This is a genomic window from Nocardioides sp. Root682 (genome assembly GCF_001427795.1).
Taxonomy (GTDB): Bacteria; Actinomycetota; Actinomycetes; order Propionibacteriales; family Nocardioidaceae; genus Nocardioides.
The window spans coordinates 1,023,878-1,048,231 of record NZ_LMHJ01000001.1; the positions used below are offsets into that span (position 1 = coordinate 1,023,878).

Consider the following 24,354-nt stretch of genomic DNA (forward strand, 5'->3'; position numbering starts at 1 on the left):
AAGATGACCGCAGCGCTCAGCCCTCGGACCACGATTCCGGCACGGTGAGCGGCGGTCATGGAGCGTCCTCCTCAGTGATCCCGCGCGCGGACTCGGTCACTTCGATCGGGAACGAGGCGATGCCGATGACGGCGAGGATCCGGGTCTCCGACCTCCCGGTGACGGTCACTGTGACCGTGTCACCAGCGACGCGGACGGAGCCAGTCATCTCGGCATCGTGGAGATAGCTCTTCGCGCGCGTCTTCGCCGCACCCACGTCGATACCGTCCTCGCCGTTGCGCACGCTCGCCGAGGAGAGTGCGTCGGCCCCGACTCGTGCGGCCTGCGCGGCGGCTCGCGATGCCGCCACGCGGTCGTTGATGGCATTGCCGCCGTCGACAACCAAACCGAGCAACACAGTGAAGGCGCCAGAGATCACCAGGATCGCCCAGATCGAGGCGCTCCCTCGCTCGTCGAGGGCCTTCATCGGATATCCCGATGTAGTTCCAGCGGGGCAACGGCCGAGAAGACGAAGGTCTTCGTTCCAGGCAGGCCGATGCCGGATAGATCGGACAGGTCCGCGTGACACGTGACGGTTACACGAACATTGCCGCCCGGACTGAAGTCGCCGGCGTCGATGTCGACCTTGAGCGTCGAGCAGGCGAGGCCCCGGTCCGCCATCGAATCCTGGGCGGCCTGGGTACCCGCTTGCACGGCTGCCTCTTGGTTGGTCGTCAGCGAGGCTGCTCGCGCTGCGGCGTACGCAGCATGGTTGGCCTGGCCACGCGCGTCCACGTACCTGCCGCCGGCGACGATCACGATGATCGCTGCGACCAGTGCGGGCGTCAGGATGACCGCTTCGATTGCCATCGCGCCACGTTCATCACGTCTCATCGAGCCTCCACGAAATGCTCGACGGGACCTTCGAGGCGAACCGTGACGTGCACGGTCACGAAGGGCAAGAACTGTTCGACGTCGCCCGTAACGGTCGCTGTGGCGGTCTCCCCGTTACGCGTGACGGCGACTGAGGTGTTCGACAGGTTGCCTAGTTCACCGAGTGTCTTGATGGCAGCCTCCTCGCCGGAGATTGCGGTGCCGTCGTACGCCGAGGCTGCTGCGAGGGCATCCTCAGCGGCCGCCTCGGCGACACGATGCGCGTGCGCCTTCACTGCGTACTGCAACATCAAGAGGAAGACGAGCATGAGCGCGCTGATGACGAGGAGGAACTCGATGGAGAGTGCCCCTCGCTCGTCCCGACCCCGGCGTGCTCCGCGCGCCACATCACTCACCTCAGGGCTCCGCCAATTTGTTGGTCTGGCCCTTCACGTACGACGTGATGGCGGCGACCGCGATGCCCGCGATGGTGATGACGCCCAGCGCGATGAGTAGCCACTCGACGGCGGTGAATCCGCGGTCGCCGCGGGGGTGCTCTGACAATCTGGCCCGCAACCAGACCACCAGGATGCTGATCTCCGCCATGACTTTCTCCTGAGGGTGAGTGGGATCGATCAACCGGCGAAGAGCCGGGCGACCGAGGGATACAGCTCGTAGGTGAGGAACACGAAGACCATGACGATGAGGGCGAACCGCATCGATTCGGTGGCTCGGGCGGCCATGGCCTCGGCGTCGGCAATGCGCTCTGCCCGGAGGGTCCTAGCGCGGGCGACGAGGGTCGCACGCACCTTGGCGCCGTCGTCGTTGGCCAGCGTCAGCGCTGCGTCGAGATCGGTCAGCTCCCTGATTCCGAATCGGTCGCCGAGCTGTCCGAGTGCATGCCAGGCGGTCGTACCGGAGAAGCGGGCGCCGTCGATCGAGTCCTGGATGTGTGTGAAGGCCCAACCGGTGCCGATGGCAGCGGACGCGGGCAGTGCCTCGGCATGGCCACGCCCAGCCTGCATGGACATCGCCACGAGGTCGAGATAGATCGACAGCGTCCGCCGGAACTCGGCCCGTCGGCGCCGCGCGTTCTCCGTCAACTCCTGTCGGGTGACGACGAGCATCGCGCCGGCGAGCACGGCACCCGCGGCAGGGCCGAACGCAACCGGAACATCCAGCCCGATGGTGAAGAAGAAGCCGAGGATCACCAGCGGGCCGAAGAAGCCGATCAGCGCCAGAACGGTCGTCTTGCCGATGTGCTGCTCCATCGTCGTTCCCGTGACTGCGAGGTCACGAGTGAGCGCCTTGAGGTTGCCCACCCGGCGCAGCACCTGGTCGGCGGCCCAGCTCTGGAGCTTGCCTCCAATCGTGGTTGCTCTCGGCCCTCCGATGCGCTGGATCCTGGTTGCTCGGACCCGGGAAGCGTCCCAGCGGTGTACGGCGCTCGCAAGGTCGGCGCGTGGTGGGACCGCGAGCCGATACGCATGGAGTACTGCAACGGAGAGAAGGCCAACGGCGATCATGAACGGGATCACGACGGAACTCCGATCCGGGTGACCTGCGGCTTGTAGGAGGCGACGTCCGTGACGTCCTCTGGAGAGGTCAAGAATCTGGCCTCCGGCGCGCTGTCCGAGAGCGACTTCATGCGGATGAACGAACCGAGGAAGGCGCCGACCAGGACTGCAAGCACCACCTGCCCCAATCGGCTCGAGTAGGGCTCAACCCAGCCACGCGCGAACACTGCTTGGAGTACGACGAAGCCCACCACTGCGAGCGCGATCCGTTGGGCCTGACGGCGCAACGCCCGGCGTTCAAACTCGACCTTGCGGCGCATCTCCAGTTCGGTCCGTGACGACGCGGCGAGGGATGTGAGGATTCGTTCCAGCCCACCGGCGCGCTGACGGGCGTTGAGCGACAGCGCCGCAACCACCATGTCGGACGCGGGGTCATCGACGTCATCAGCGAAACGGGCCAACGCCTCGGGCAGTGGTACTCGTCCGTCGAGTCGCGCGGCGAGTTCCCGAACCGGTGCGCGAAGTAGCCGATGGGCGGCGGGAACGGTGGCCGGGATGGCCTGTTCGAGGCCGGCAGCGGCGCTTGCTGTGTCGCGGAGGGATTCGGTCCACGAGGCCAGTGCCTCGATTTTCTCCAGTTGCCGTCGACCCGCGGCGCCGCCACCGAAGAGCCGAGGCGACAGGGCCACGATCGCTGTTGCGGCGATCCCCGCCAGCGGCCACCGAGTCACCACTATGACCATCAAGCCGACGGCGCCGGCGATCCCCGCTTGGCGGGTGCGACCTTGGGCGACCTTGCGTGACACCTCAATCGTCGGCAGCGCGCTGCGGCCGCGCAGGAGTCGGACGATTGCCACCACCCCGAGAGCCGCTGCAGCCGTCGCGGCGAGAAACCCGAGCAGGACCATCAGGACCACCCTCCCGAAGCCGGTCGCCACCCAGCCGCGATCAGGTCGGACTGGGCCCGGACCTGGACTCCGTGTCTACGCACGACATTGCCGAGCGGGTCGGGTCCCCACAGTTCGTTGGTCTGAAGTTGTCCGTCCTCACTGATCCCGGCGATCTCCCGGACCGATTCCACCACTCGTTGCTGACCGGCCTCACCGCGGATCCGCCGGATGAAGACGACGAAATCCAGTGCGGTCGCGACGAGCCGGACCGTCGCGTCCCACGGCAGGCGCTCAGGCGCCTGGATGGCGTAGGTGGCGATCTTGTGGACGACATCCGAAGACGCATTGGCGTGAATCGTAGAGAGCGAGCCGTCGTTGCCCTGCGTCATCGCGTTGAGCATTGTGACGACCTCGTCGCCGAGGACCTCTCCGACGACCACCCGCGACGGGTTCATCCGCAACGTGTCGCGGACGAGTTCTGCCATGGAGACTGCGCCCGCGCCCTCGGTGTTGGCGAGTCGCTCCTCGAACGCGACTGCATTGGGATGGTGTTCGACGTCCTCGTCGAGTCCGAGTTCGAGCGAACGCTCAACCGTGAGGATGCGTTCATCCGGCCCGATCTCCGAGGCCAGCGCCCGGAGCAGCGTGGTCTTTCCCGCGCTCGTGGCCCCCGCGACGATCACGTTCTTTCGTGCGTGCACGAGAGCCGCAAGGAAGTCTGCCAACTTCTGGTCAAGCGTCTCCAACGCAACGAGGTCCTTGAGCGTGACGCGCCGATACCGGTGCCGCCGGATCGACACGACCGGCTGTCGGGTTACCGACTGGACGGCGTACAACCGCGACCCGTCCGGCAGGCGAAGGTTCACTCGCACGTTGGCGACGTCGAATGCCCGAGCCGACAAGCCCACGTGGGCGGCCAAGGTCTGGATCGTCTCGACCAGTTCCTCGTCTGAGCCAGCGACCGGCCGAGCCTTGGCAGTCGAGCCATCGGCGTATTCGACGTACACATGCCGGAACCCGTTGATGTCGATGTTCTCAACGGCGTCATCGTCGAGGAGCGCCTGGAGGCTTCCAGCCCCGAACAGCCTGGCCTCAAGTGCTTCGACGAGGTCTTGTCGCTCCTCCCACGTGTAGCCGTCACCACCGGACTCCGCCAGCCCGGCCTCATGGTCGCCAACGACCCTCTGGACGAGCGCTTTGCCATGCTGGACCGCATCAGCGCCGCTCAGTACAGGCAGGTTCGCTGCCCGGCGACGAGTGATCTCCTCCTGCCGGTGCCGCCCCAGGTCCGCCTGGAGACGTTTGATGAGGACATAATCGAGGTCGGTCATTGCTGACCTCCCGCCGTGAGCGCCGAGTCCGTAGCTGGGGCCAGGCCGACAAGAGATCCGATGATTTCGTTCACTTGACGTGCGGTCCTCATCAGGTCAGTCCGCGACAGCCGCCCGGCGGGCTCGTCCCCGGACTGTAGGCGCCGTACGGCAGACGCATCGTGGGCCAGGAACCCGCATCCAACGACGAACGGCTTGGCGGGAGTGTCCTCGATGATGCGGCGAAGGTCTGCCACGTCGGCGGAACCATGTCGGCTCGTGGTGACCAGGACCGGGAGCAGTCGTGGGGCGGCGCCCCGCAGTTGGGCGAGGTCCAGCGCGAGCCGTGCCAACCGATCGCGCAGTCGGACCACGGAGGTCAAGTCCGGCCGAGCAACAGCGATGACGAGGTCCGCGCGTGCTGCGAGCGACAGCATCGGCGAAGCCGAGTGAAGATGTCCGACGTCGAGGAAGACGTCCGACTGGCACTGCCTGAGCGCCTCAGCGAGCGGTGTCCAGTCACCAACGTTGACCATCTGCTCGGCGTACATCGCACCGGGAATGACCCCCGTCGTCGCGTTGAAAGCGTGGACATACGCACGAACGGAGTAGTCATCCCGCTTCGCGCGCGCAGCTGTGACGACCGAAAGCACGGTCGGGCCCTCGGGCAGCGCCGACCCGTCGGAGCGCAACCGGATCGCCAAATCGCCGCCGGCGGGGTCAGCCTCGACAGCGATGGCAGGTCCGACCCAAGCCGAGGCGAGCGCCAGCGTGGCCGTGGTGACTCCGGGTGATCCCTTGTCTCCTCCGATTGCCACGAGCATCACTCGTCGCCCCCGATCGGGGCCTGCACCAAAGCCACTCTCCCGGCTGCGACATAGGCAGTGAGTCGCTCCGCAACCGGCTCGGGCACGAGTAGCGTCAGGCGGATACCCGCGCCCTCCACCTCCGATGCTGACGCGACTGTCGCCGCTGGCGCCAGGACCGTCGGATCGTCCAGTTGCTCTGGCGTACTCGGATCACCCGCCGGAGGTACGGCGAGCGCAACGACGACATCGCCAGGCACCAGACCGGCCGGCGCCCGCGTGGCATCCAGTTGAAGCCCGACCACGCGCTCACCAGGACCTGGGAGCGGGTTGGTTGTGACCATGTCGGGCGTGAGGATCTGGCCGTCGACCAGACCGACCGCAGCCGTGGCCCCAATGACGGTGTCGCTGTCAGCCGACAGGATGGCGCCCTTCACACCAGCGACCTCCACGACCTCGAGATCATCGGCCGTGATCACGGCTCCGGCTGGCACGTCGTCGGCGATCGCGATCACTGCCTGACGCTCGCTCCGCTGCTGCCAGAACCAGCCCGCAAGCAATACAGCCATGACGACGAACAGCACTGCGCCCGCCCACTGGCCGTAGCGTCGCGGTACGCGAGGGAGTTCGTGGCCGAGCGTTCCCGGACGCGGTGATCCGGTCTGGCGCTGCGTAGGTGTGTTTGCCCACGATGTCGTGTCCGTACTCACGGGACCACCACCACCGTCTGACGTTGAAGGACCCTGATGGCACCGGTGCCGGCCGGAGCGTCGACCAGACCGAGATCTCCGTTGGCGTCTGCGCAGGATCCGCTGCAGGTCCAAGCGACCTGATAGCGAATGGTCGCGCTGATCGGGAATCGCTCCGTGGGCTCGTCGGCCGAGGTCTTCTTGAAGGTCACACTGCAGTCGGTGGTCGCGGCGTCGGTCATGCCTTGGCTCCACTGCTTGCCGGGGCCGTGGCATGTCGTCGAGATCGGACCGAGCTCCCAGAATACGTGGCTTGGAGTGGCGGTCACCGTCACGGTGGTTGCCCCTGCTGTGACGGACTTGCGCAAGGTTGCCCACTGTCCCCGTGGAATCCACAGCCAGTTCTCGACGCCGACATAGCTCGCGGCGGGCGGGTTGGGTGCCGTGCGCACGCTCGCTTGAGCGAGGTGCAGCTCGCCGAGCGCGACGGTGGCGAGCTCCTCTGGAGTCGGGGGCCCCGGCTCTTGGCCGGGCGCCGTCCAGATCGTCTCGACGCGACAGGTGCCGTCGACGCCAGCTGTCTCGCAGATCGTGCACAGCCACAGCGATCCGTCCGTGTGGCCCTGCCAGTCGGGGCTGTCCGGCGGCGCATCGTACGGTGCCGCGTAACACTGATGGCCCGACCACCAGTAGCCGTCTTTGGTCTGGCACGGCACCTTGGTGCCGTCGGTCTTGTAGCAACCAGACGGTTGGCCGACCTGCCCACCGTCGCCCCCGTCTCCGGGCTCCCCTCCCCCGCCCGGATCTCCCGGCTCGGTGACAACGACGCAGATCACTCCCGATCCAACGCTGACCGGGTTGGTCCCGGGCGGGCATTCGACCTTGCCATCGGCGTGGGCGCTGGGCATTGCAAACACCGCGGGCAGGGCCATTGCCAAGACCAGAATTCGGAGCGCACGAATCAGCATGTCTGCCCTTGTTCCGCGATGCCCGAGCGCCATCGGTCTTCCTCGGGTCGCTTCTCCAAGCGGATTGTGTAGACGTGCGGCTCATCGAACTGCGGCTGATCGACCGTCTTGCCGTTCTGTTTGATGACCCGGCCCGATTCGTCGAGACAGCGCCGTACGACGATCACGTCGCCCAGGTCGGCGCCCAACTTGATCGACCGAGGCTTCGTCCAGACCGTTCGTGTTGTCCCGCCGACGGTGATGCCGTTGTTGGCGACCTGCGCGAGGTTGCCCCACGCGATGGACCAATCGACGGCGTAGCGTTGGAAGAACCGCTTCGCCTCGACGGTGGTCTCGCCAGCTGCGTAGAACGCATCGCTCCGCTTGATGAACGCGTCGTATTCGACCACCGCTGTCTCATACGCCGCGCGCTCCACGTCGCTGTATCCAGCGAGCTCAGGTGGAACCGACGACGGCGTTGTAGGCGCCGACGTGCTCGGAGAGCCGCTCGGCGAGGGTCCTGTCGAGGCGCTGTCCTCGCCGCAGGAGGCGCACGCCAACACCAGGAAGGTCGCGAGAACCAGCCGCAGTCGCAACATTCCAGGATCCTCCGAGTCGGCCCGTGGCGATGTTGAGCAGCCCACGCTACGCCTCGTTCGGCCGTCCGACCATGCCTGCATTCGGCTGCCCCTCCTTCCACGTCGCGTTCCGTCTGGCTTCCTGGTCGCGCACCTTCAAGCACTCGAAGGTGCGCGAATGGACACGACAGCCAGCGTTGACCGCCATCGCCGCTGCGCCACGCGGCGCCGGCGTTCCTGTGGAGAAAGGGTTACGAAGCGCGGGCTGTGGACCGCCTCGCGGGAGGCAGATGCAGGTTCGGCCGACTGTCGTCGAGCTCAGCCACGAACCGCTCGAGGTCGTCGCTCGGCACCCGGCGCGACCGACCCACCTTGACGGACCGGAGCTCTCCGGTCGACATCAGTTCGTAGACCTTGGTCTGGCCGATAGCAAGCCGCGCCATCACCTCGGGGATCTTCAGCAGCACGGTCTCCATCTCCACTCCTCGGATTCGGGACCTTCTCAAGCGCCGACACCGCACCGAGTGGACACAAATCAGGCTCCGTCGACGGCCGATGGAGATCGAAGAAGCCAGCGAAGAAACCGCACCGTGGCGATCAAGAACCGCTCTTCAACAGCTGGGGCGGCAGCAGGTCCGGATGCTGGCTGAAAAGGGCGTCGCCCAAGCCCCTGAGCGCTCCGAGGACCGACCCTGCGTGCATGACGATCTTGCTGTGGAGGACGGACCTTCCGTTGTGCTTGTTGGAGATTTCAGCAAGGTGCCACTGTGCGAGCCAATGGTCGCCGTCCGTGATGTCCCGATGGGCGACCACCTTGTTGCGGACCGCTTCGAGACTCCGCATGAATTCGGCATCGTCTCTGATGGACTTCAGGGCATGCTTGAAGGAACGGCCAGCATCTGCCAGGTCCGCTCCGATCCGCCGTGGGAGCTCCTCGATTGCCGTCCAGGAGACAAGCGTCAGGTACTTCAGCCAGATCTCACGGTCCTCCGGCTCGATCAGTGTCTTGAGCAGGAGCGCTTTCAACTCATAGTCAGTCACGACCACGGTCGCCAAGACTTCCATCGCAGTGCGCTCGACCGAGTCCTTCACGGTGCCCGACAGCCCAGACAGGTGAATAAGGATGGACTCGTAGTCAGCCCTGGTGCGCACGAGTTCGGCTCGGAGCTCGTCGGCCCGCCGGGCGATCTCTACCTCGGCGGCCGCGTCAACTGCCGTCACGACGACAACGTCCGCCCCAGGATGCCGATTGAACAGTCGTCCTTTGTGGCGTTGCGGATCTTTAGATCCATAAGCCGTCGCAAGCGTTTCGTGTGCTTGGAGGTCTTGCTTAGCTCCGCGGGGGCAGAACCCACAGCGGCGATGAGCTTCTCGCAAGCTCCAGCCAGCTCGCCGGTGCGAGCATCGAAGAGGCTCTCACCGGTGCCATCGCTCATCAGGACAAACCCTGCGACTCCATCCAGAGCGCCCCGGAACAGGCGCATCGTCTCAAGTGCGCGACCTGAGGTGACGAAAGTCGTCTGGTTCGCGAACTCACTGTTGTCCGGCGCAGAGATGACCTTCAACTGCCCGTTCTTCACGTAACCGACGACGCCATCGCCAACATGGGCGCCAAGGAACCGCTCCCCCGATACGGCAACGCAAAGGAAGGTCGAGGCCAAGTCACCAGGCTTCACTCCGTGCCGAGTCGCAACGTTGTTGAGTTTGGAGACAAGCTGATCGAGGAGTTCCACCTTGACGCGCGCACCGTCGTCGCTCGCCGAAAACTCGGCAAACCGGTCGACGAGCATGGCGCACGCTTCATCCACCACGGCCTGGGCGCCGAACTCGGAATGCGACGCCGATCCAGCGCCGTCTGCAAGGCAGAGGACCTGGACACCGCCACGCGAGAGGTACTTGGTCCGATCCTGGACCGGCGTGCCGTCGCGCAGGTGCCCGTGGCCCCTGACTTGATGGTGGAACTCCTTGAACACTTACAGCTCCGCCCAGCCGGCAAGGCCCTCGAGGTCCAGCTTCACGGTGTCGCCAGGCGTCGACCGCGAGACCCGTGCGACCGACTTCGAGAGCCACTCAAAGAACTCCTTGAACTTGAGTCCGTCGAGCCGAAGAGGTGGCCTGTTGGGGCTGAATCGAGCAAGGGTATTCATGTCGGCACCGCTGCCGATGCCAATCGGAAACACAGTGAGCTTCTTCGCCTCGACCAAATCGACGACCCGCCTCACCGCGAGGTCGATGTTGTCGGTCGGGCCGCCGTCCGTCATAAGGACGAGCCACGGCTGGTAGTACAGGACGCCGCTGCCCGAGTAGGTGGCCTTGCGCCTGTCCAGCGTGTCGAGCGCGAGGTTCACGCCCGCGCCCATGGCGGTCGCACCACTGGCGGTCAGCGATGAGATGCGCTCAAGGCGCTCGATGCTGGCGAAGTCGTGTACAAGGCCTGCCGACGAGTTGAACTCCACGATGTTGATCTCGGCCGAATCGTGGGCGTCGTCGTCCTCGTCGATGGCGTCATAGAAGAGGTTGACGCCTCGGACGAGCTCCTCGATCGGCGATCCACCCATGGAGCCGCTTGTGTCGAGGCAAAGGGAGACCGGAACGCGCGGAGTGGGGTTATCGACGAGGTCGTCTGCCCCGATGTTGAACGCTGCCATTGATTGCTCCTGTTTCTTAGCAGATTGAGAGGGATGGAAGGCCTCTTAGTCGAACAGCCACGACCAGAACCCCTTCTTCTTTTTTGTGGTCGTCGTTTGCTGCTGCTTTGTGGCCTTCTTCTTGGGCTTGTTATCACTTGTCGTTGACGTAGTGGTGGTGGATCCGCGCGGGGAGGGAGAGGGAGGGAAACATCCAGGTGGATACGTGCCGCCCGGACCGGGCTTGTGTGTCGTCGGCACCGGTTTTCCGGCCCGCTGATGCCACTCAACGTTCCCGTAGGTGATGAATGGGTTGCGGCAGCGGGCGCAACGCCTAGAGGGGTCGAGAGCCTTTGTCCGTTGGCGAAGAGCACTTCTGAGCTCTGCCCCATACGCGGTCTCGAATCGCCTTACGGCGTCGGGCCCCACGCTGGAGGACGCCGTCTTAGCAAACTCGCCGAGAGCCGAGAGCTTCTCCAACGCATCCTTGCTGGCAATGCCGTACTGCTTGGCGAGTGCCGAGACCCGCGTCTTTCCGGTACTCGTGGCGGTTGCAGGCTGCGGCGGATCTAGTCCCGCGCGCGCAGAGCGAGCCGGAATCGCGCCCCTCACCGACGACCCGCGACACTTGTTGCAGGCACTTGGGACGAAGTAGTCCTGGCTCTCGTCGTTCCAGATCCCGGCGATCGCGTGTTTCCGTCCGCAGGTCGGGCAGTCGCGGATGGGCGTATCCGGCTTGAACGCCTTGGGGCGGATGGGACGGACGCTGTTCGACATTGGGTCGAAACTGAACTGCTCATTGCCTAGATACGCCTTATAGGCCTTGAACACTCCAAGCCATTCGACTGCCGTCGGACGCTTTCGATAGCGCTTGCCTTCCTTGTGGAAGGTGTGCCAGAAGAGGTCTTTCACGGGCTTGTGGATGTGGCTCCAGATGAACTTCCAGTCGCCGTCAGGCTGGTCCTTGTTGTTGCGGTTCTCGTACTGGAAGGCGAAGTTGCCCTCCTTGATCAGCTGCACCATGTCACCGTCAGTGCCGGTGCGCATGTAGGGGAATTGTCCCGTCATAACGATCTGGAACAGCATCGTCCCGACTGCAAACAGCTCGTCCTCCATACTCCGCAGATCGTCCGCGTAGGTCTTCCCGAGCATCGCGGGAGACGTGTACATCGGCGTGCCGACAGGGCAGGGATACCCCTCAAGTTGCCAGGAGTCCGCGTCGATGATGAAGACGTTCTTTCGGTCGTCGATCATCAGGTTCTTGGGGTTGATGTCACCGAGGATGATGTTCATCGAGTGCAGGTGTTGCACCTGCTCCAGGAACGAGATGCAGATGTCGACGAGGTCGGACTTGTTCCAAGTCGGGAAGTCCTTTTCGAGTTTTCGGATGTTGAAGATCGTCCGTGCTTCGCGGCCAGTCGCCTTGGGCATGACGTAGCCGACGAACTCGCCTGCGGCATTGCAGACCATCGCGGAGGGGATGCACAGGCCCTTTGCCTGGATCCCGCTGCGGACCAGCAGTTCGACCTTCTCCTTGCGGTGTCGAGTGACGTGCTCCTTGTCGAAAATCTTGACGACCGTATTGCGGTCACCTTGGTACACGGAACCTTCACCACCCTCCCCAAGCAGTGAGCCGAGGAGGAAGGTGCCGCTCTTGCTAGCGGACTCCCACGACACCCGGTCCCCCTCCGTAGGAAGGGACGCGAAAGCCAGCACCGCGTCGCGCGGCTTGATCTTGGACGTCGAGCTGAACGGCTGCGCCGTCGGTGCGCGACCCGAACTCCCCCGAGGCGCGGACGGTTTGGCAGGCCGGTCGCCGGCCTTGGCCTCCGGCGCCTTGAGGTCCAACGCCTGTCGGAACTGTTCGAGCAGCGGCTCAAGTGACGCAACTTCCGATCTGTCCTTAAAGTTGCCGTTGCCTTCCGCGACGTTCGATGTGCGCAAGGCGTACTTGCGGAGCCCTCGGTCGAAGAGTGACTGGTCAGACTCGATCTCCAGGTCGCCATCCTTGGTGACCACGCCGGTCAGGAGGCGCTTGTCGAGCCGATGGGCAAGGAGCCGGATTCGCAACTTGATGGTGATGTCGCGGGTCAGGAGGCACATCTCGTACGCCGGCGCGAAACGTTCGAAGATCCGCAAGAACAAGTCGTCTGCGTAGGGGTTGCTGTCGTCTCCGAGGTCCTTCCGGACCAGGCCGACCTTGCTTGCATCCTCAAGGAAGCTCAGCGCGATACCAGCCTTCTTGATGGCAACCTTCGTACGTTCTTCAGCTTCCCGGGAGGGGTCACGCCGACTCTGCTTGGTGAGCTCACCAATGACCTTGGTCGGCACGACGATGGGATTGCTGTTCTCCAGGATCGCGTCTTGGCCCCGCTCGAACAGTCGCTTCAAGCCTCCGGCGCGACGCGCGTCGGGGTCCATGAAGATGTTCGTGTCGATCAACAGCCGCCGGTTGGGCTGGAGGAACTCGACAGGGTCGAGCAACTGGACGTCGAGACTCACTCGGTGCCCCCGAAGGTGATGTTGCTGCGGAACTCCGCCGCTGCCGCAACGCTCCGCTCGTGCTCGAGACGGCGGTGCCGCTGATACTCAACGATCGCTCGCATTGGGATACGTCGATGCGTGCCGATTCGAACGTGCTCGACGGCACCTGCATCCACGAGCTTCATCAGCGTGGGGCGGGACATGCCAAGCATTGTTGCGGCCTCGGTGCTGGTGAACAGGTCTTTCACTGGAACAACTACGGCACCGGTTGAGTGTTCGGCTTCCAATAGCTCGAGCACCTTCTCGGCACTCTTGCGAGTCAGGCTGAGGGTGACCGTCACCTCCCCCGGCGAGGCCGCCAAGGCATCGCGGAGAGCCTGGACATCGTCCGGCAGGATCTCTGACATCGCTTCACTCCAACTGACACAGGTGCAACTAACTGCAGCAACTGTAACCATCTGAAACATGTGAAAGCAAGGAAATCTTCGGAAGAACTCTGCGCGGGCGTGATCAGAGACCCCGCGACGTCGTGGGTTGAGTTCACTCCCTGGGCAAACGAACAGGTCGTGACAGTGGCCGCCGGGCCAGAGATCGCCGGCGACTTGGTGGTGCGAACCGCTGACCAACCGCCTCACCAGACCGCTCACAATGGAGTCGCAAGGGCCTCACATCGGCGCCTCCGAGGGCGACGCTTGCTGACTTCCTGCTGACTTCGGTCTCGGCGGGAACGCCAGAGGCGGCTTCCGAATGACTCCGGAAACCACCTCTGACCTGCTGTTATGCACTTTGTAGCGGCGGCAGTGTGCTGGCTCAGGACATACCGGACAGATGTCTCAAGACATCCCGGACACGATGTCTCAGGACATAGGAGACAACTCCGGGCAGGGGTTGGGCCCTGATGCTCGAGCATGTCGAAGGCACGCCTGGTCATCACCGCCGTCACCCTCGAGAACCGGCCCGTGGCCCAGGTCGCCGCCGACTACAACGTCGCACGGTCGTGGATCTATGAACTCCTCGCCCGCTACAAGACCGAAGGCGAGGCCGCGTTCGAACCCCGCTCACGGCGACCTCACACCAGTCCGGGTGCCACTGACCTGGCCACGGTCGAGCTGATCTTGGTCCTACGCAAGGAACTCACCCAGGCCGGCCTCGACGCCGGTGCTGAGACCATCGCCTGGCACCTGAGCCACCACCACAAGACCTCGGTGTCGCGCGCCACGATCCACCGCATCCTGCTCCGCAACACCGCCGTGGTCCCGGACCCATCGAAGCGACCGAAGTCGTCCTACCTCCGCTTCGAAGCCGAACAACCCAACGAGACCTGGCAATCGGACTTCACCCACTACCGGTTGCTGGGTGGCCAAGACGTGGAGGTCATCACCTGGCTCGACGACCACTCCCGCATGGCACTCCACATCAGCGCCCACCGCCGGATCACCGCACCGATCGTGGCCGACACCTTCACCGAAACCGCAGGTCAGCACGGGTATCCCGCGTCCACGTTGACCGACAACGGGATGGTCTACACCGTCCGGTTCGCCAGCCACCGCGGCGGAAAGACAAGGCTCGAACTCGAACTGCGACGCCTCGGCATCGTCCAGAAGAACTCCCGTCCGAACCACCCGACCACCTGCGGCAAGGTGGAGCGTTTCCAGCAGACCATGAAGAAATGGCTCCGCGCACAACCGGACCAGCCCGCCACGATCACCGAGCTACAGGCCCTGCTCGACCAGTTCAGGGACCACTACAACCAGCACCGACCGCACCGCTCACTCGAGCACCGAGCGACCCCCGCCACCGCCTATGCCGCGCGCCCGAAAGCGACACCCGGCGCAGACCGCAGCACCGAGACCCACGACCGGGTCCGGACCGACCGCGTCAGCAAGTCAGGCAGCGTGACCCTGCGCCACGGCACCGGCTTCCACCACATCGGCGTCGGGCGAACCTACGCCGGAACCTACGTCCGGCTCCTGATCCAAGACCTCAACATCACCATCATCGACGCCGCGACCGGAGAGATCCTCAGAGAACTCGTCCTGGACCCCACCCGCGACTACCAACCCACCGGCCGACCACCAGGACCCGCACCCAAAACGAACAACGGACCTACGAAATCGTAGGTCCGTTGTCCTCGATGTCCTGAGACATCACATTTGTAGCGGCGGCAGGATTTGAACCTGCGACCTCTGGGGTCCTACGTAGCTACATCACCATGGATACTGCGCGGTCCTTCAGTGACTGAGATCGGCTCTCAGGACCGCCATGCCGATCCCGTTGGATCAGCCCGATTCCCTAGGAAACTGGGGGGTTCTGGGAACTGCGGTAGGTCAGGGAAGCCCCTGGTGTGGATGTCCATCGGGGCGGCGAAGGGTAAAGGGATTAGCTCAGCGGAAGAGCAACCACCTTCTATGTGGAGGCGCGCAGGTTCGATCCCTGCCAAGGGGGCCACGTGCCCGGACCTACTTCGTCCAGGCCTCGACCAACTCCACGAGGTAGTCGTCGTCGTCGAGCCGGGCCTTCGGCTTCTTGAGAGCGTTCCATTCGGCGTCCGTGGCGTAGGAGGCAGAGATGTTCAGGTACCGCGCCGCGCCCGCGCGCGTGGAGCCGCGCTCCTTGAGCGCCACGACCGCCTGCCCGTACCTGAACAACCGCGCGATGGGATCGATCTGCCACAACTCATGGACTACCTTCCTGGCGATCGCGTTGTAGGCGACCTTGGGAAGATCTGGCAGCAGCTCCTTGCACCACGCTTCGCGCTCGGCACCCGTCTGTAGTGCGAACTGGTCCTTGCCAGCGGCATCGAGGGCGGCCAGAACCTGTTGGGTCCAGGCGTCGACCTCATCGCCCAGTGCGGCCTGCTGCGCCCGTTCCTGCTCCCATTCGGCATTCTCGACCCGCCACACAGATTTTCGGGCGTTGAAGACGTCCCCGACGGTAGGCATCGTGTCGTTGAGTTCAACGATGCCCGCCACCAAGGACCGCAGGTGATGGTTGACTGGCAGGGTGACGTCCTCGGGAGCCTTGGCCATCCGGGCACTCATCCGGGCCTGTTTGATGCCAAGCAAGGCGGCCACGTCCTTGCGGGTCCTGCCGGTGCCGATCAGGGCCCGAGCCACGGTCGAGTAGTACAGCTCGCGTTCGGGCCACTTCTTGGCCAGCGGCTTCAAGAAGTCATAGGAGAACTCCTCAAGCTGCTCGGCGCTTAGATGAGGATGGCTCACAGCGACGACCGCCGCTCGTTCCTCGCTGTTCAGGAACGCGAACCGGTCCAGTTCTGCCGCCGAGAGGCCGGCCAGATACCCCTTCGCGGCCTTCCTGGCCGCTTTGTCCGCCTTCTCCGTCAAGTTCTGTGCGTGGTCAAGATCCCGGACCGCTTCGCGGACGTAGCGCCCAAGGTGCGGTGACGCGTCCGGGATGGTTGCGACAAGGGCAGCGACCTGCGACCTGATGAGGGTCTCGTTGCGCGGGCTGAACTCGGGCAGCGAGACGATCTGCTCAGCCAGTGGCACCGCGATCGGTTGGAGCCTGTCGACGACACGTCGTCGCCACAGTTTCCCGAGGATGATTCGGAACTGGATCCGTTCCCATTGGTTGGTGCTGCGCTCCTGAATCTGGTGTTCGTCGAAGAACGTGTCATCGATCCGGCCAGTGAACTGCGGGTCGGCGAACAGGGACTCCATCAGGTCCCGGTCGGCGCGGTTCAGTACCTGCTTTACGGTGTACTCGTTCCCGTCCTGCCCGCGTGCGGTGCCCCAACCGACGGTGCCGTACACGTCGAGGTCCGCGACCGCGTCTTGATCCAGGATCAGCGGGCCGTTCTCGTCGGCGTACACGAACAAGTCGTCCACCAGGAACTGGGACGGGTCGGTGCCCGGGAGCCACGTCAGGACCGGAAGGTCCTTGGGGTCCTTGTCCTTGGGGTCCTTGTCCTTGGGGTCCTTGTCCTTGGGGTCCTTGTCCTCGAGGTCGTCGTAGTCTCCGTCGTCGCTGCCGCCGGCCAGTTCGTCGTCGGTCAGCAGCCGCCACGGGGGCCCGGGGTCGAACCCGGGCAGCAGACCCACCCATTGTGCGGCGATGGTGACGACCTGGTCGGCGGGCACGTCGCAGGTGAATTGGCCGCCCTCATTGCGGTGCTCGAGGGTCCACACGTCGTCGGGGTCTTCGGGCAGTGACGTCTGGAAGAATCGGTCCTCGTCATCACCGTCGATGAGGATGAAGTAGAAGATGGCGAACGCCTTGATGCGGTCGACGGCGTCGGCGATCGTGTCGACGGTGGGGTCGGGTTGTGCTGCAGCGTTGTCAGTCTCGAGCCGGTACATCGGTCCTCCGCGGTCCCCACGTCTCCACGTCCTGGCGCCCGGGCGGCGATGGACGGTTCAAAGTAGCGGCCGGACCCGACACGGGTCCGTGACTTCGCACAATCCGCACACCGCCCCTGCCTGCCCGGCCTGCCCGGTGGTGGTTGGTGGCGGTGCGGGGACTGCACCAGTGGCGTTCGCAGCTGCCAATCCGAGCACCCCTGTCGACATTCTCGAGCGACTGGTCACCAACGCCGATGAACTTGTCCGCGAGGCCATTGCCGACAATCCCAATACCCCGGAAGCACAGCTCGGCCTGTTGGCACTAGACCCAAAGGAGCGTGTTCGATTCACAGTCGCCTCCAACCGACGCACACCGCAGGCAGCGCTGGAGATCCTTGCGAGCGACTTCACGTCCCGAGTCAAGGACGCCGCCAACACCACGCTGGCAGCGCATAGCCACGACTGACGCGTCGGTGTTGAACCCTAGACCTCAGTGTCCAACCACGTTGAGACCACTGAGCACGACGCTCACGGACCTAGCAGGAGGCAGGGGTCTGCTGCACGGGGGTGTGGATCGCGAGAATCCAGTAGCCTCATGGCCCGCAAGTTCACTTGTTTTCTAACCCGGAACCGTTTCGGCCCCCACCTGCTGGCGACCCCCAGGCATCTCGATGCAGTCGGGAATGCCCGGAAGCCAAGTCCAGCGTGAGTGCACCTAGGCCTGTTCCAGCACAGCACTGGCCGCCGGAGTTGCCGCCAGGCGAGCGCGCAACTCGGTTAGAGCGTTGTAGATGACGCTGTCAGCGGCGCGGGTCTTCAAAACGCCGCTTTTGCCACCCTCCTGGAGTTCCACCAGTTCGTGTCCGTCCTTCAGCGTGCGCGTCATCTCCCCCGCAGCTGGCAGCTCGACAACGGTGGCTCTGCCCGCCTTGAGGTCCTTGCTGTCCACCATCAGGGCTCGGTGCTCAGTGACAACGAGCAGGTGCCGGCTCTCGTCGTTACCGAACTTGTAGATCCCCTTGGCCAGGAGGAGCACGCTCTCGTCGTCGGCCAGCACCCACCGCAGCCGCTGCTGGATTGAGGGTCGGTCGCCATCCGGGACCTGGACACATTGGCTGATGCCGAGGGTGCGCTGCTGGTCGATGAGGGATAGATGCCGGAACGGGCCAGCGACGGCACGCGCGTGCAGATCGGCGACAGCGTCACGAAGATCCAGCAATGGGACGTCTTTAGCCCCGAACAGCGGTAGGCGCTTTCCCGGAGAAGCTTCGTACCAGAGCGCCATCGCTTGGTGCAGCGCCCGCAAGGACTCATCGACGTGCCGCGCGACGAGCTCATGGTCCCGCCGAGCTTCGTCCAGCACATGCTTGGCCAGCCGGTCGTCGAGCGGCTCACCGCTCCGGCGGGCGTGGGCTGCGCGCACGAGATGGTGAAGCGTGATGGCCTGCTGCGCTGTCATGACCGCCTGGCTGTGTCGAAGCACGTCTGCGTAGTGCCGCTGGTACCACTCGGACTTATTGGCCCCGACTGACAACTCACCGAGCTTGCGCGTCACTGCGTCGCGGTTGCGTTGCCGGTGCTTCAGGAGCACAGGCAAGGTGGACTGCGCTTGAAGGTACTGCCAGGTGAGGTCGGTGACCTCGCCGATCACTTGCGCGGCCCGAACCTCCGCGAGCACGACCCGGGCGACCGCGTCCAGCTCGTACCAAGCCTCTTCGCGTAAGTCGTCCAGCACAGTGCGGGTCAACTCGATATTGCGCTCGACTGCCTTACCGACCTTATTCATCTGCCACTGGACTGCCACCAATGCAAGCGCCGGGCCCAATGCTGCGAGGCCAGCAGCCACGCCAGCAGCCCCCGCGGGGGCCCAACGCACCTGGGCTGCGAACTTCCCGCCCTTGGTGAGCGTCCCGAGCGCCCAACCACCCTGCGTCAGCGGGGTGGCTCCAGCCTTTAGTGCGGCCAGCGTCTGCGGTGCCAACCGCACGAGCCCGGCTGAGCCTTGGTAGGCGTTCCATCCCTGTGCAAGCAGGTTGCCGACGCCTGCGCTACTCGCGAGCGCGTCCGCAAGGTCTCGAACTTGGTTGTCCCCGAGGTACGGGACTGGCTCTACGCCCATCTGCAGTGATTCCGGCAGCTGTCCGAAGACGAGGAACCCGCCTTCATCGTCAACCGGCACCAGCGTGACCGACGGCTCGACCGCCGCCATGTGACCCAGCTTCGTCCCGGGCTCAGTCACAACTTCCTCCTGGGTGGTTCGCGTAGCTGTTCGGACGGCATCTCGGACTCGCTCAAGCCTCGGCCTCTCGCAAGCGCCTCAGCGTGTCCCGGGCGTCCCCCCAAACCTAGGCTGCGCGCCCGAGCCTTCAGGCACGAACTCGAGAATCGGACAGAAGGGCCTGCTGTACGGCCCAGTGACAGCGTTGTTCCCTCGATCGGCCGTGGTCAGCATCCCCTGAACAGGGGCGTCTTACCGCGTCTCGGACCACTTCCAACACCTGCCTGTATCGCAGCTCGCTGGGCGCTCTCCGGTCGACCATCTAACTGTGATGCCCAGCCAGGTTGTTCAACCTGGCTGGGCATCAGACCGACGACTCTCGCCCTGAGTGGCCGTCCATCTGACAGGTTCGGTCAGCTTGGGCGTAGGAAGTCGAGGTCCAGCGTCTTGAAGCGGACGACAAGGCTACGAGCGCTCATCCAGCGACCGTCTCCCAGCTCGAACTCATGGTCAAGGACCCGGTCCCGTGCGGTGGTACCGAGGTCAGCAGGGAGGTACGTGACCAGCCCCGTAGCCCGGGCAACCGGACGGGCTAAGACCTGGGTGAGGAGTTCGTGGCCCGATATGCGCCACTTGTTTTCTCGGAGCGCGACTTCCCCCGGTGAGAGTGCGGCCCGTTCCAGCATCGACTCCAACTTCCGCATCACGTCGGAGCCAGAGCCCGCCACCTTGGGTTCCTGCCGATACAGGCCTTGCACTTGCTCGCTCAGCAGCCTCACCAGTGCACGGTCCGGGATGGCAACCGTGTCCCAGAATGCAATGTACTGGGCGTCGTTGCGGAAGCCGGCCGGAAAGTAGAAGGTTCCCTGCGCGTTGTAGTGGTCGTCGTCGATCACCCGTGGTCCCTCCTCACGTCCGCGGTCCCTCGCCGGCCCAGCCGGGTTCAATTTCGTCGAGCAACCTGGCAATCGTCTCCCTCGGCTCCGCACTTTCGTCGTCTGACTCCAAGGAGACCCTTGCATTCAGGTGTGCGAACAAATAGGTAAGCGGTCCGACGAAGATGTTCTTGGACTCCTCGAGGATATCGGTGGGACGAATGCGCCGGGCGGCGTCGACCCCACGTAGCACCCAGTCATGGGCATCAGCGCCGAGGCCGGCATCGCCTCGTCGCATCGCGAGGCCCATGAACGCGACGAGCAACAAGCCTAGGGTGCGCATGTTGCCGGGGGCGGCTTCGTTCGCGTCTTCGAGTAGGGCGGCATGAGCCTCGGTGATTCTGTCGAAATCAAACTTGTCACCACCCCACACCATCGCGATGAGGAGGCTCAACTGAAACCGGGGATGCGCATGTACATATTCAGGGGTTACCAAGGCAAGCGCGCGCGCTGCCGTCTGGGCCGTCTCCGAGTGCCGTCCGGACTGCAAGAGGGCCATGGCGAGTTTGACGAGCGGGTCGACGATGACGCTCGATTCGCTTTCCCCAGCAGCAACCAACCGCTCAGCAGCAACGACTGCCTCCGACAGGCTCTCAAATGCGGCGGGTCCGAGGCTGGCTTGCTGGATCTGGGTGCGGACGGTCGCAATGGCATCCGGCCCCATGTCTTCAGGGCGTTCGCTCGGCTCCATTGCCTCAATCTTCGCAAGGGAAGACTCTGCGCGCTCGGCCGCTTCGATCGCGGCTGAACCATCCGACTGAGTCGCCAACACGTAGTACAGAACTGTTTCGGCCTTCAGTCGTTCTTTGTGGTCGGCCGGGAGTACCTCAGCAGTCGCGAGCGCCTGGTGTGTAGTGGCAACCGCGGCAGCCGAATCGTCCGCGCCGAACTGCCACATGCTCAGCACTATGTATGCCTCGACCAAGTTGGCCCTGTGGTCGACGTTGTCGGGATCAAGATCCACCAGGGTTGAGAGACTTGAGATCGCCGCATCGATGTCACCCTTCTGGCTGAAATCTGCACGGGTGCCGCGCTCCATGCGGTCGGTATTGAGGTGCATCTGAGCCCAGCCCCGCAGCATGTACGCCTCAGCCAGTTCGGGCTCGGACTCGAACGGGTTCACCTCGGCACGTTGTTGAATGATGCTCAGGTAGCTGGTGGCGGTCTGGACGGCGACCTCGTGCTGACCTTCCGTTTGCGCGCGCTTGACGAGGTCCTTGAGCGTGATCTCAAGAGGAGCCTCTGGGTTCGACGTCGGCTGCATAGCTAGCGCGGTGCGGGCGGTGTCAGGCATCGGTTGAGAGTTCTCCATGAGTTTCTTGGCGGCCAACACGACCAGGCGTGCGCCCTGTTTGCGGAACCCCGCTCCAGAGGACTTGTAGGACAGCCCCTTCTCGTTGCAGCGCGCGGTCCACTGCATGGTCGCGAAGTCCCGCGGGAAGTCTGGGACCGGGATGTCGCGTCCGCCCGCGGGCTTGATCGGCAACCTCGGGCGTCCGTCGTTGGCTTCCAGGTTCCAGTAGATCTGCGCCAGATAACCGAGCTTGCTCTCGGTCAGAGGGATGTTCTGGTTCAGCGTCTTTCGTGCTGACGCGTCACCGGCGAGGCCGACGAAGACGTTGTAGAGCCCGAGACGAACCGACTCGGCACCGAGCTCAGTGGCGCCAGAGGCGAGGTAGTGGCGCACGACGTCCATGACGGGGCCGGGTTGCTGCGCGCGCTCGAGCGGATCGGTGTCAAGGTCCAAGCTTTCGCTCAACCCGTACTCCTTCGCGAGCAGATCCAGGTACGCGGCGAGCACCACGACGACACCGGGCTCGGCACTCGTCGGGTCGACGCCAGCGCGCTCAAGAGCGGCGACGAGGTCCTTCGTCAGGGGCAGTTCATGCATGGCAGGAGTTTCGCAGAATCGGGCCTCGGCATTGCCAGGCATTGGAGCACTGGATGCCTGCGATGCCTAGGCGGACTGTCGTCCCTGTCGCCAACAAAGACGGCCCCGACGAAAGCAGCAGCTCATGAACCGCACCTCCCGCATCACCCGCCACAAGGTCCCGACCTGCACCGCCTCCGGCCTGGACCGCTACCGCGACCGTCACCAGGCGCGCGACGCCGCCGAAGCCCTCAGCAGGGCCGCGATCCTGCACACCAAGTACGCAACGTTCTCCTGTCCGAATTGCCGCGGCTTCCACCTGGAAACGCTGACCCGACCCCTGCGACCCGTCGGCCCCACCACCCCCGCACCCGCAACTGACCGCCCGAGTCGCTACATCCTGGTCGACATCGAGAACCTCGTCGGTGGCCGCGCCACCCGCGAAGAAGCCCGCGACCTCTGGCGCACCCTCGTTGCCGAACTCGACGTCACCCAGCGCGACCAGGTCGTCGTCGGCGGCAACCGGCACACCGCCCGCAAACTGTCACCCACGATCGCCGGCCCCAACATCGGCTGGGTCGTCGGCTCGATGGGCGCCGACGGCGCAGACCGGGCCCTGCGCGCCGCAGTCAACCTGTTCCAGATCGCCAAGAACCACGACGAGCTCGTGATCATGTCCGGCGACCACGCCTTCGCCGATCTTGCTCGTTGCGCTACGAAGCACGGACTCAAGGTGCGCGTAGTGACGACCAGCCACCTTGAGCGTCTGCCGTCGCTGTCGCGCGAGCTGAAGCACGCCGCCGATGACACCACGACGGTCCCGACCGGCCTCTCGCGCGCCAGGTCGGCCCAGACCCCGGCCGCGTGACGGCCGACCACCCTCAACACGCGAGAGGAGGTGATTTAGATGGCAAAGGGATACAGCAGTAGGAGCGCCAGCTCCTCACGCGGAGTCAGCCAGGCCCGGCTCGGCCAAAGGTCGGGCGGCCGCCACTCGTTCGGCGGCTACACCAAGGTCAACAATGGCGACGGCTCCTTCACCATGAAGAAGACTGGCCGCTGAGCCACCGCCATGCCTGTTGCCCGCCGCGGCCGACACCTGAGGTGGGCAGCAGGCAAGGCGTCGTTGAAAACTTTGGGATACCTGCCAGCCACGTGAACATCCGTCCAGTCAAGACACTCGTCCTAGCCGATCTGGAAGCCCGTATTCGTTCTGCAGACCCGGGAACAACCCATCCGGATCTGCTTGATATGCGGGTGCGTCATTCCGCCAGTGACGCGTCCGGATCTGCCAGCGCTGAGCCCGGCAGATGGTCCTGATGCTCGCGGCAGCACTGTTGAGGCGAGCGCTCCGTTGCCCAGAGACCCAACCGGCCCTGGCCACAGTGGCTGACCAAAACGCTCACCGGGCCGCTCACAACGAGCAGCGGACTACCTCACATCAGCCGACTCGAAGGCGAGGTCTGCTGACTTCCTGCTGACTTCGACTCGTTCACCAACGCCAGAGGCGGCTTCCGGATGACTCCGAAAACCGCCTCTGACCTGCTGTCATGCACTTTGTAGCGGGGGCAGGATTTGAACCTGCGACCTCTGGGTTATGAGCCCAGCGAGCTACCGAGCTGCTCCACCCCGCGCCGGTGAATACAACGTTAGTGGATGGGCCACGACCAGCCAAATCGGGGTCGGTCAGCTCAACGCGCGACCGGAGGTTGATCCCGTCCGCGAGGCACGGGCGCGACCCAGCCCCGCCTGATGGCGAGCAGGCGCCAGCCGATCGTCACGGCAGCCGCCGGCGCGATCATCACCGCCGGCTCGACACCGAGCTCCACCCCGGTCGCGGCCACCGCAGCTCCCGCGAGCGCAGGGATCGCGTACAGCTCGCGGTACCGGAAGATGACGGGCACCCGACCCACCAACAGGTCACGGATGATGCCGCCGCCCACGCCGGTCAGCATGCCGAGCGCGGCTGACGGCACCGGGCCGAGGCCGTACTCCTGGGCCTTGAGGGCACCGGCCACGCAGAACAACCCGAGCCCGAAAGCGTCGAACACGTTGATGACGCGCTCGAGTCTCTCCACGGCGGGGTGCCAGTAGAAGGTCACCAGACCACCCACGACGGGTACGAGGAGGTACCGCCAGTCCGCCAGCGCCGGCGGCGGCACCGCACCGATCACGACGTCGCGGATGACACCACCGCCGAGCCCGGTCGCCACCGCTATCCCGATCACTCCGACGATGTCGAGCTGGTTGCGAACCGCAACCAGACCACCCGAGATCGCGAAGACCAGGATGCCGATCAGGTCGAGGGTGAGCAGCATCAGGACGCGCCG

Annotated in this window: 26 protein-coding genes and 1 tRNA gene; 4 read left to right on the forward strand and 23 right to left on the reverse strand. The window is 64.7% G+C overall.

The window, feature by feature from the left end; all coding sequences use genetic code 11:
• Positions 1-55: 55 nt before the first annotated feature.
• From ASD84_RS04735 to ASD84_RS04815, 17 genes are all read right to left on the reverse strand, one after another.
• Positions 56-466 carry a pilus assembly protein TadG-related protein gene (locus tag ASD84_RS04735; protein WP_056707140.1) on the reverse strand — a complete coding sequence of 137 codons (411 nt, stop codon included), beginning with the start codon at positions 464-466 and terminating at the stop codon, positions 56-58.
• A complete protein-coding gene (locus tag ASD84_RS04740) occupies positions 463-849 on the reverse strand; it encodes a TadE/TadG family type IV pilus assembly protein (RefSeq protein ID WP_056707142.1) in 387 nt (128 codons plus the stop codon). The genes ASD84_RS04735 and ASD84_RS04740 overlap by 4 nt, the downstream gene beginning before the upstream one ends.
• Before the next feature lie 20 nt (positions 850-869).
• Positions 870-1,268 (reverse strand): TadE/TadG family type IV pilus assembly protein, encoded by a 399-nt coding sequence (locus tag ASD84_RS04745; RefSeq protein ID WP_056707144.1) that lies wholly within the window; start codon positions 1,266-1,268, stop codon positions 870-872.
• Position 1,269: 1 nt separating this feature from the next.
• Positions 1,270-1,458: a hypothetical protein gene (locus ASD84_RS04750; RefSeq protein WP_056707146.1), complete on the reverse strand. Its 189-nt coding sequence runs from the start codon at positions 1,456-1,458 to the stop codon at positions 1,270-1,272.
• Between the two features lie 29 nt (positions 1,459-1,487).
• Positions 1,488-2,390, reverse strand: coding sequence for a hypothetical protein (locus tag ASD84_RS04755; RefSeq protein ID WP_156391579.1), 903 nt, complete (start codon positions 2,388-2,390; stop codon positions 1,488-1,490).
• Complete coding sequence (locus ASD84_RS04760; RefSeq protein WP_156391580.1) at positions 2,387-3,277, reverse strand: type II secretion system F family protein; 891 nt, start codon at positions 3,275-3,277, stop codon at positions 2,387-2,389. The genes ASD84_RS04755 and ASD84_RS04760 overlap by 4 nt, the downstream gene beginning before the upstream one ends.
• Positions 3,277-4,590 carry a CpaF family protein gene (locus ASD84_RS04765; RefSeq protein WP_056707151.1) on the reverse strand — a complete coding sequence of 438 codons (1,314 nt, stop codon included), beginning with the start codon at positions 4,588-4,590 and terminating at the stop codon, positions 3,277-3,279. Before ASD84_RS04765 ends, ASD84_RS04760 begins: the two co-directional genes overlap by 1 nt.
• Complete coding sequence (locus ASD84_RS04770; protein WP_156391581.1) at positions 4,587-5,387, reverse strand: MinD/ParA family protein; 801 nt, start codon at positions 5,385-5,387, stop codon at positions 4,587-4,589. The genes ASD84_RS04765 and ASD84_RS04770 overlap by 4 nt, the downstream gene beginning before the upstream one ends.
• A 5-nt stretch (positions 5,388-5,392) precedes the next feature.
• Entirely contained in the window at positions 5,393-5,959 is a 567-nt protein-coding gene (locus ASD84_RS25280) for an SAF domain-containing protein (RefSeq protein WP_056707154.1), read from the reverse strand.
• A gap of 122 nt (positions 5,960-6,081) precedes the next feature.
• Positions 6,082-7,032: a hypothetical protein gene (locus ASD84_RS25285; protein ID WP_162251491.1), complete on the reverse strand. Its 951-nt coding sequence runs from the start codon at positions 7,030-7,032 to the stop codon at positions 6,082-6,084.
• A complete protein-coding gene (locus ASD84_RS04785; protein WP_056707158.1) occupies positions 7,026-7,421 on the reverse strand; it encodes a hypothetical protein in 396 nt (131 codons plus the stop codon). The genes ASD84_RS25285 and ASD84_RS04785 overlap by 7 nt, the downstream gene beginning before the upstream one ends.
• A gap of 419 nt (positions 7,422-7,840) precedes the next feature.
• On the reverse strand, positions 7,841-8,065 hold the full coding sequence (locus ASD84_RS04790; RefSeq protein ID WP_056707160.1) for a helix-turn-helix domain-containing protein: 225 nt from the start codon (positions 8,063-8,065) through the stop codon (positions 7,841-7,843).
• A gap of 121 nt (positions 8,066-8,186) precedes the next feature.
• A complete protein-coding gene (locus ASD84_RS04795; RefSeq protein ID WP_056707162.1) occupies positions 8,187-8,810 on the reverse strand; it encodes a hypothetical protein in 624 nt (207 codons plus the stop codon).
• Positions 8,807-9,562 (reverse strand): PP2C family serine/threonine-protein phosphatase, encoded by a 756-nt coding sequence (locus tag ASD84_RS04800; RefSeq protein WP_056707163.1) that lies wholly within the window; start codon positions 9,560-9,562, stop codon positions 8,807-8,809. Before ASD84_RS04800 ends, ASD84_RS04795 begins: the two co-directional genes overlap by 4 nt.
• Complete coding sequence (locus ASD84_RS04805; protein ID WP_056707165.1) at positions 9,563-10,237, reverse strand: vWA domain-containing protein; 675 nt, start codon at positions 10,235-10,237, stop codon at positions 9,563-9,565. It abuts the gene before it with no gap.
• Positions 10,238-10,282: 45 nt separating this feature from the next.
• Entirely contained in the window at positions 10,283-12,718 is a 2,436-nt protein-coding gene (locus ASD84_RS04810; RefSeq protein WP_056707167.1) for a translation initiation factor IF-2 N-terminal domain-containing protein, read from the reverse strand.
• A complete protein-coding gene (locus ASD84_RS04815; RefSeq protein ID WP_056707168.1) occupies positions 12,715-13,107 on the reverse strand; it encodes a helix-turn-helix domain-containing protein in 393 nt (130 codons plus the stop codon). The genes ASD84_RS04810 and ASD84_RS04815 overlap by 4 nt, the downstream gene beginning before the upstream one ends.
• A 501-nt stretch (positions 13,108-13,608) precedes the next feature.
• On the opposite strand from ASD84_RS04815, the gene ASD84_RS04820 reads away from it, so the two are divergent.
• Positions 13,609-14,820, forward strand: a complete 1,212-nt coding sequence (locus ASD84_RS04820; RefSeq protein WP_056707170.1) for an IS481 family transposase — start codon at positions 13,609-13,611, stop codon at positions 14,818-14,820.
• Positions 14,821-15,159: 339 nt separating this feature from the next.
• Here the strand turns inward: ASD84_RS04820 and ASD84_RS04830 are convergent, their stop codons facing one another.
• Entirely contained in the window at positions 15,160-17,019 is a 1,860-nt protein-coding gene (locus tag ASD84_RS04830) for a hypothetical protein (protein ID WP_056707172.1), read from the reverse strand.
• An 88-nt stretch (positions 17,020-17,107) separates the two neighbouring features.
• Here ASD84_RS04830 and ASD84_RS25005 point away from each other — a divergent pair, with 88 nt between their 5' ends.
• Complete coding sequence (locus ASD84_RS25005; RefSeq protein ID WP_156391582.1) at positions 17,108-17,467, forward strand: hypothetical protein; 360 nt, start codon at positions 17,108-17,110, stop codon at positions 17,465-17,467.
• A 249-nt stretch (positions 17,468-17,716) separates the two neighbouring features.
• On the opposite strand, the gene ASD84_RS04835 is transcribed toward ASD84_RS25005, so the two are convergent.
• From ASD84_RS04835 to ASD84_RS04845, 3 genes are all read right to left on the reverse strand, one after another.
• On the reverse strand, positions 17,717-19,210 hold the full coding sequence (locus tag ASD84_RS04835) for a hypothetical protein (protein WP_156391583.1): 1,494 nt from the start codon (positions 19,208-19,210) through the stop codon (positions 17,717-17,719).
• Between the two features lie 422 nt (positions 19,211-19,632).
• Positions 19,633-20,115, reverse strand: coding sequence for a hypothetical protein (locus ASD84_RS04840; protein ID WP_056707177.1), 483 nt, complete (start codon positions 20,113-20,115; stop codon positions 19,633-19,635).
• Positions 20,116-20,128: 13 nt separating this feature from the next.
• Positions 20,129-22,045: a hypothetical protein gene (locus ASD84_RS04845; RefSeq protein WP_056707179.1), complete on the reverse strand. Its 1,917-nt coding sequence runs from the start codon at positions 22,043-22,045 to the stop codon at positions 20,129-20,131.
• A gap of 124 nt (positions 22,046-22,169) precedes the next feature.
• Here ASD84_RS04845 and ASD84_RS04850 point away from each other — a divergent pair, with 124 nt between their 5' ends.
• Positions 22,170-22,892: an NYN domain-containing protein gene (locus ASD84_RS04850; RefSeq protein ID WP_056707181.1), complete on the forward strand. Its 723-nt coding sequence runs from the start codon at positions 22,170-22,172 to the stop codon at positions 22,890-22,892.
• Between the two features lie 39 nt (positions 22,893-22,931).
• Entirely contained in the window at positions 22,932-23,087 is a 156-nt protein-coding gene (locus ASD84_RS25010; protein ID WP_156391584.1) for a hypothetical protein, read from the forward strand.
• A 497-nt stretch (positions 23,088-23,584) separates the two neighbouring features.
• Here the strand turns inward: ASD84_RS25010 and ASD84_RS04855 are convergent.
• Positions 23,585-23,658: transfer RNA gene (locus ASD84_RS04855), tRNA-Met, on the reverse strand.
• 57 nt (positions 23,659-23,715) lie between these two features.
• Positions 23,716-24,342, reverse strand: coding sequence for a trimeric intracellular cation channel family protein (locus tag ASD84_RS04860; RefSeq protein WP_056707183.1), 627 nt, complete (start codon positions 24,340-24,342; stop codon positions 23,716-23,718).
• Positions 24,343-24,354: the final 12 nt, after the last annotated feature.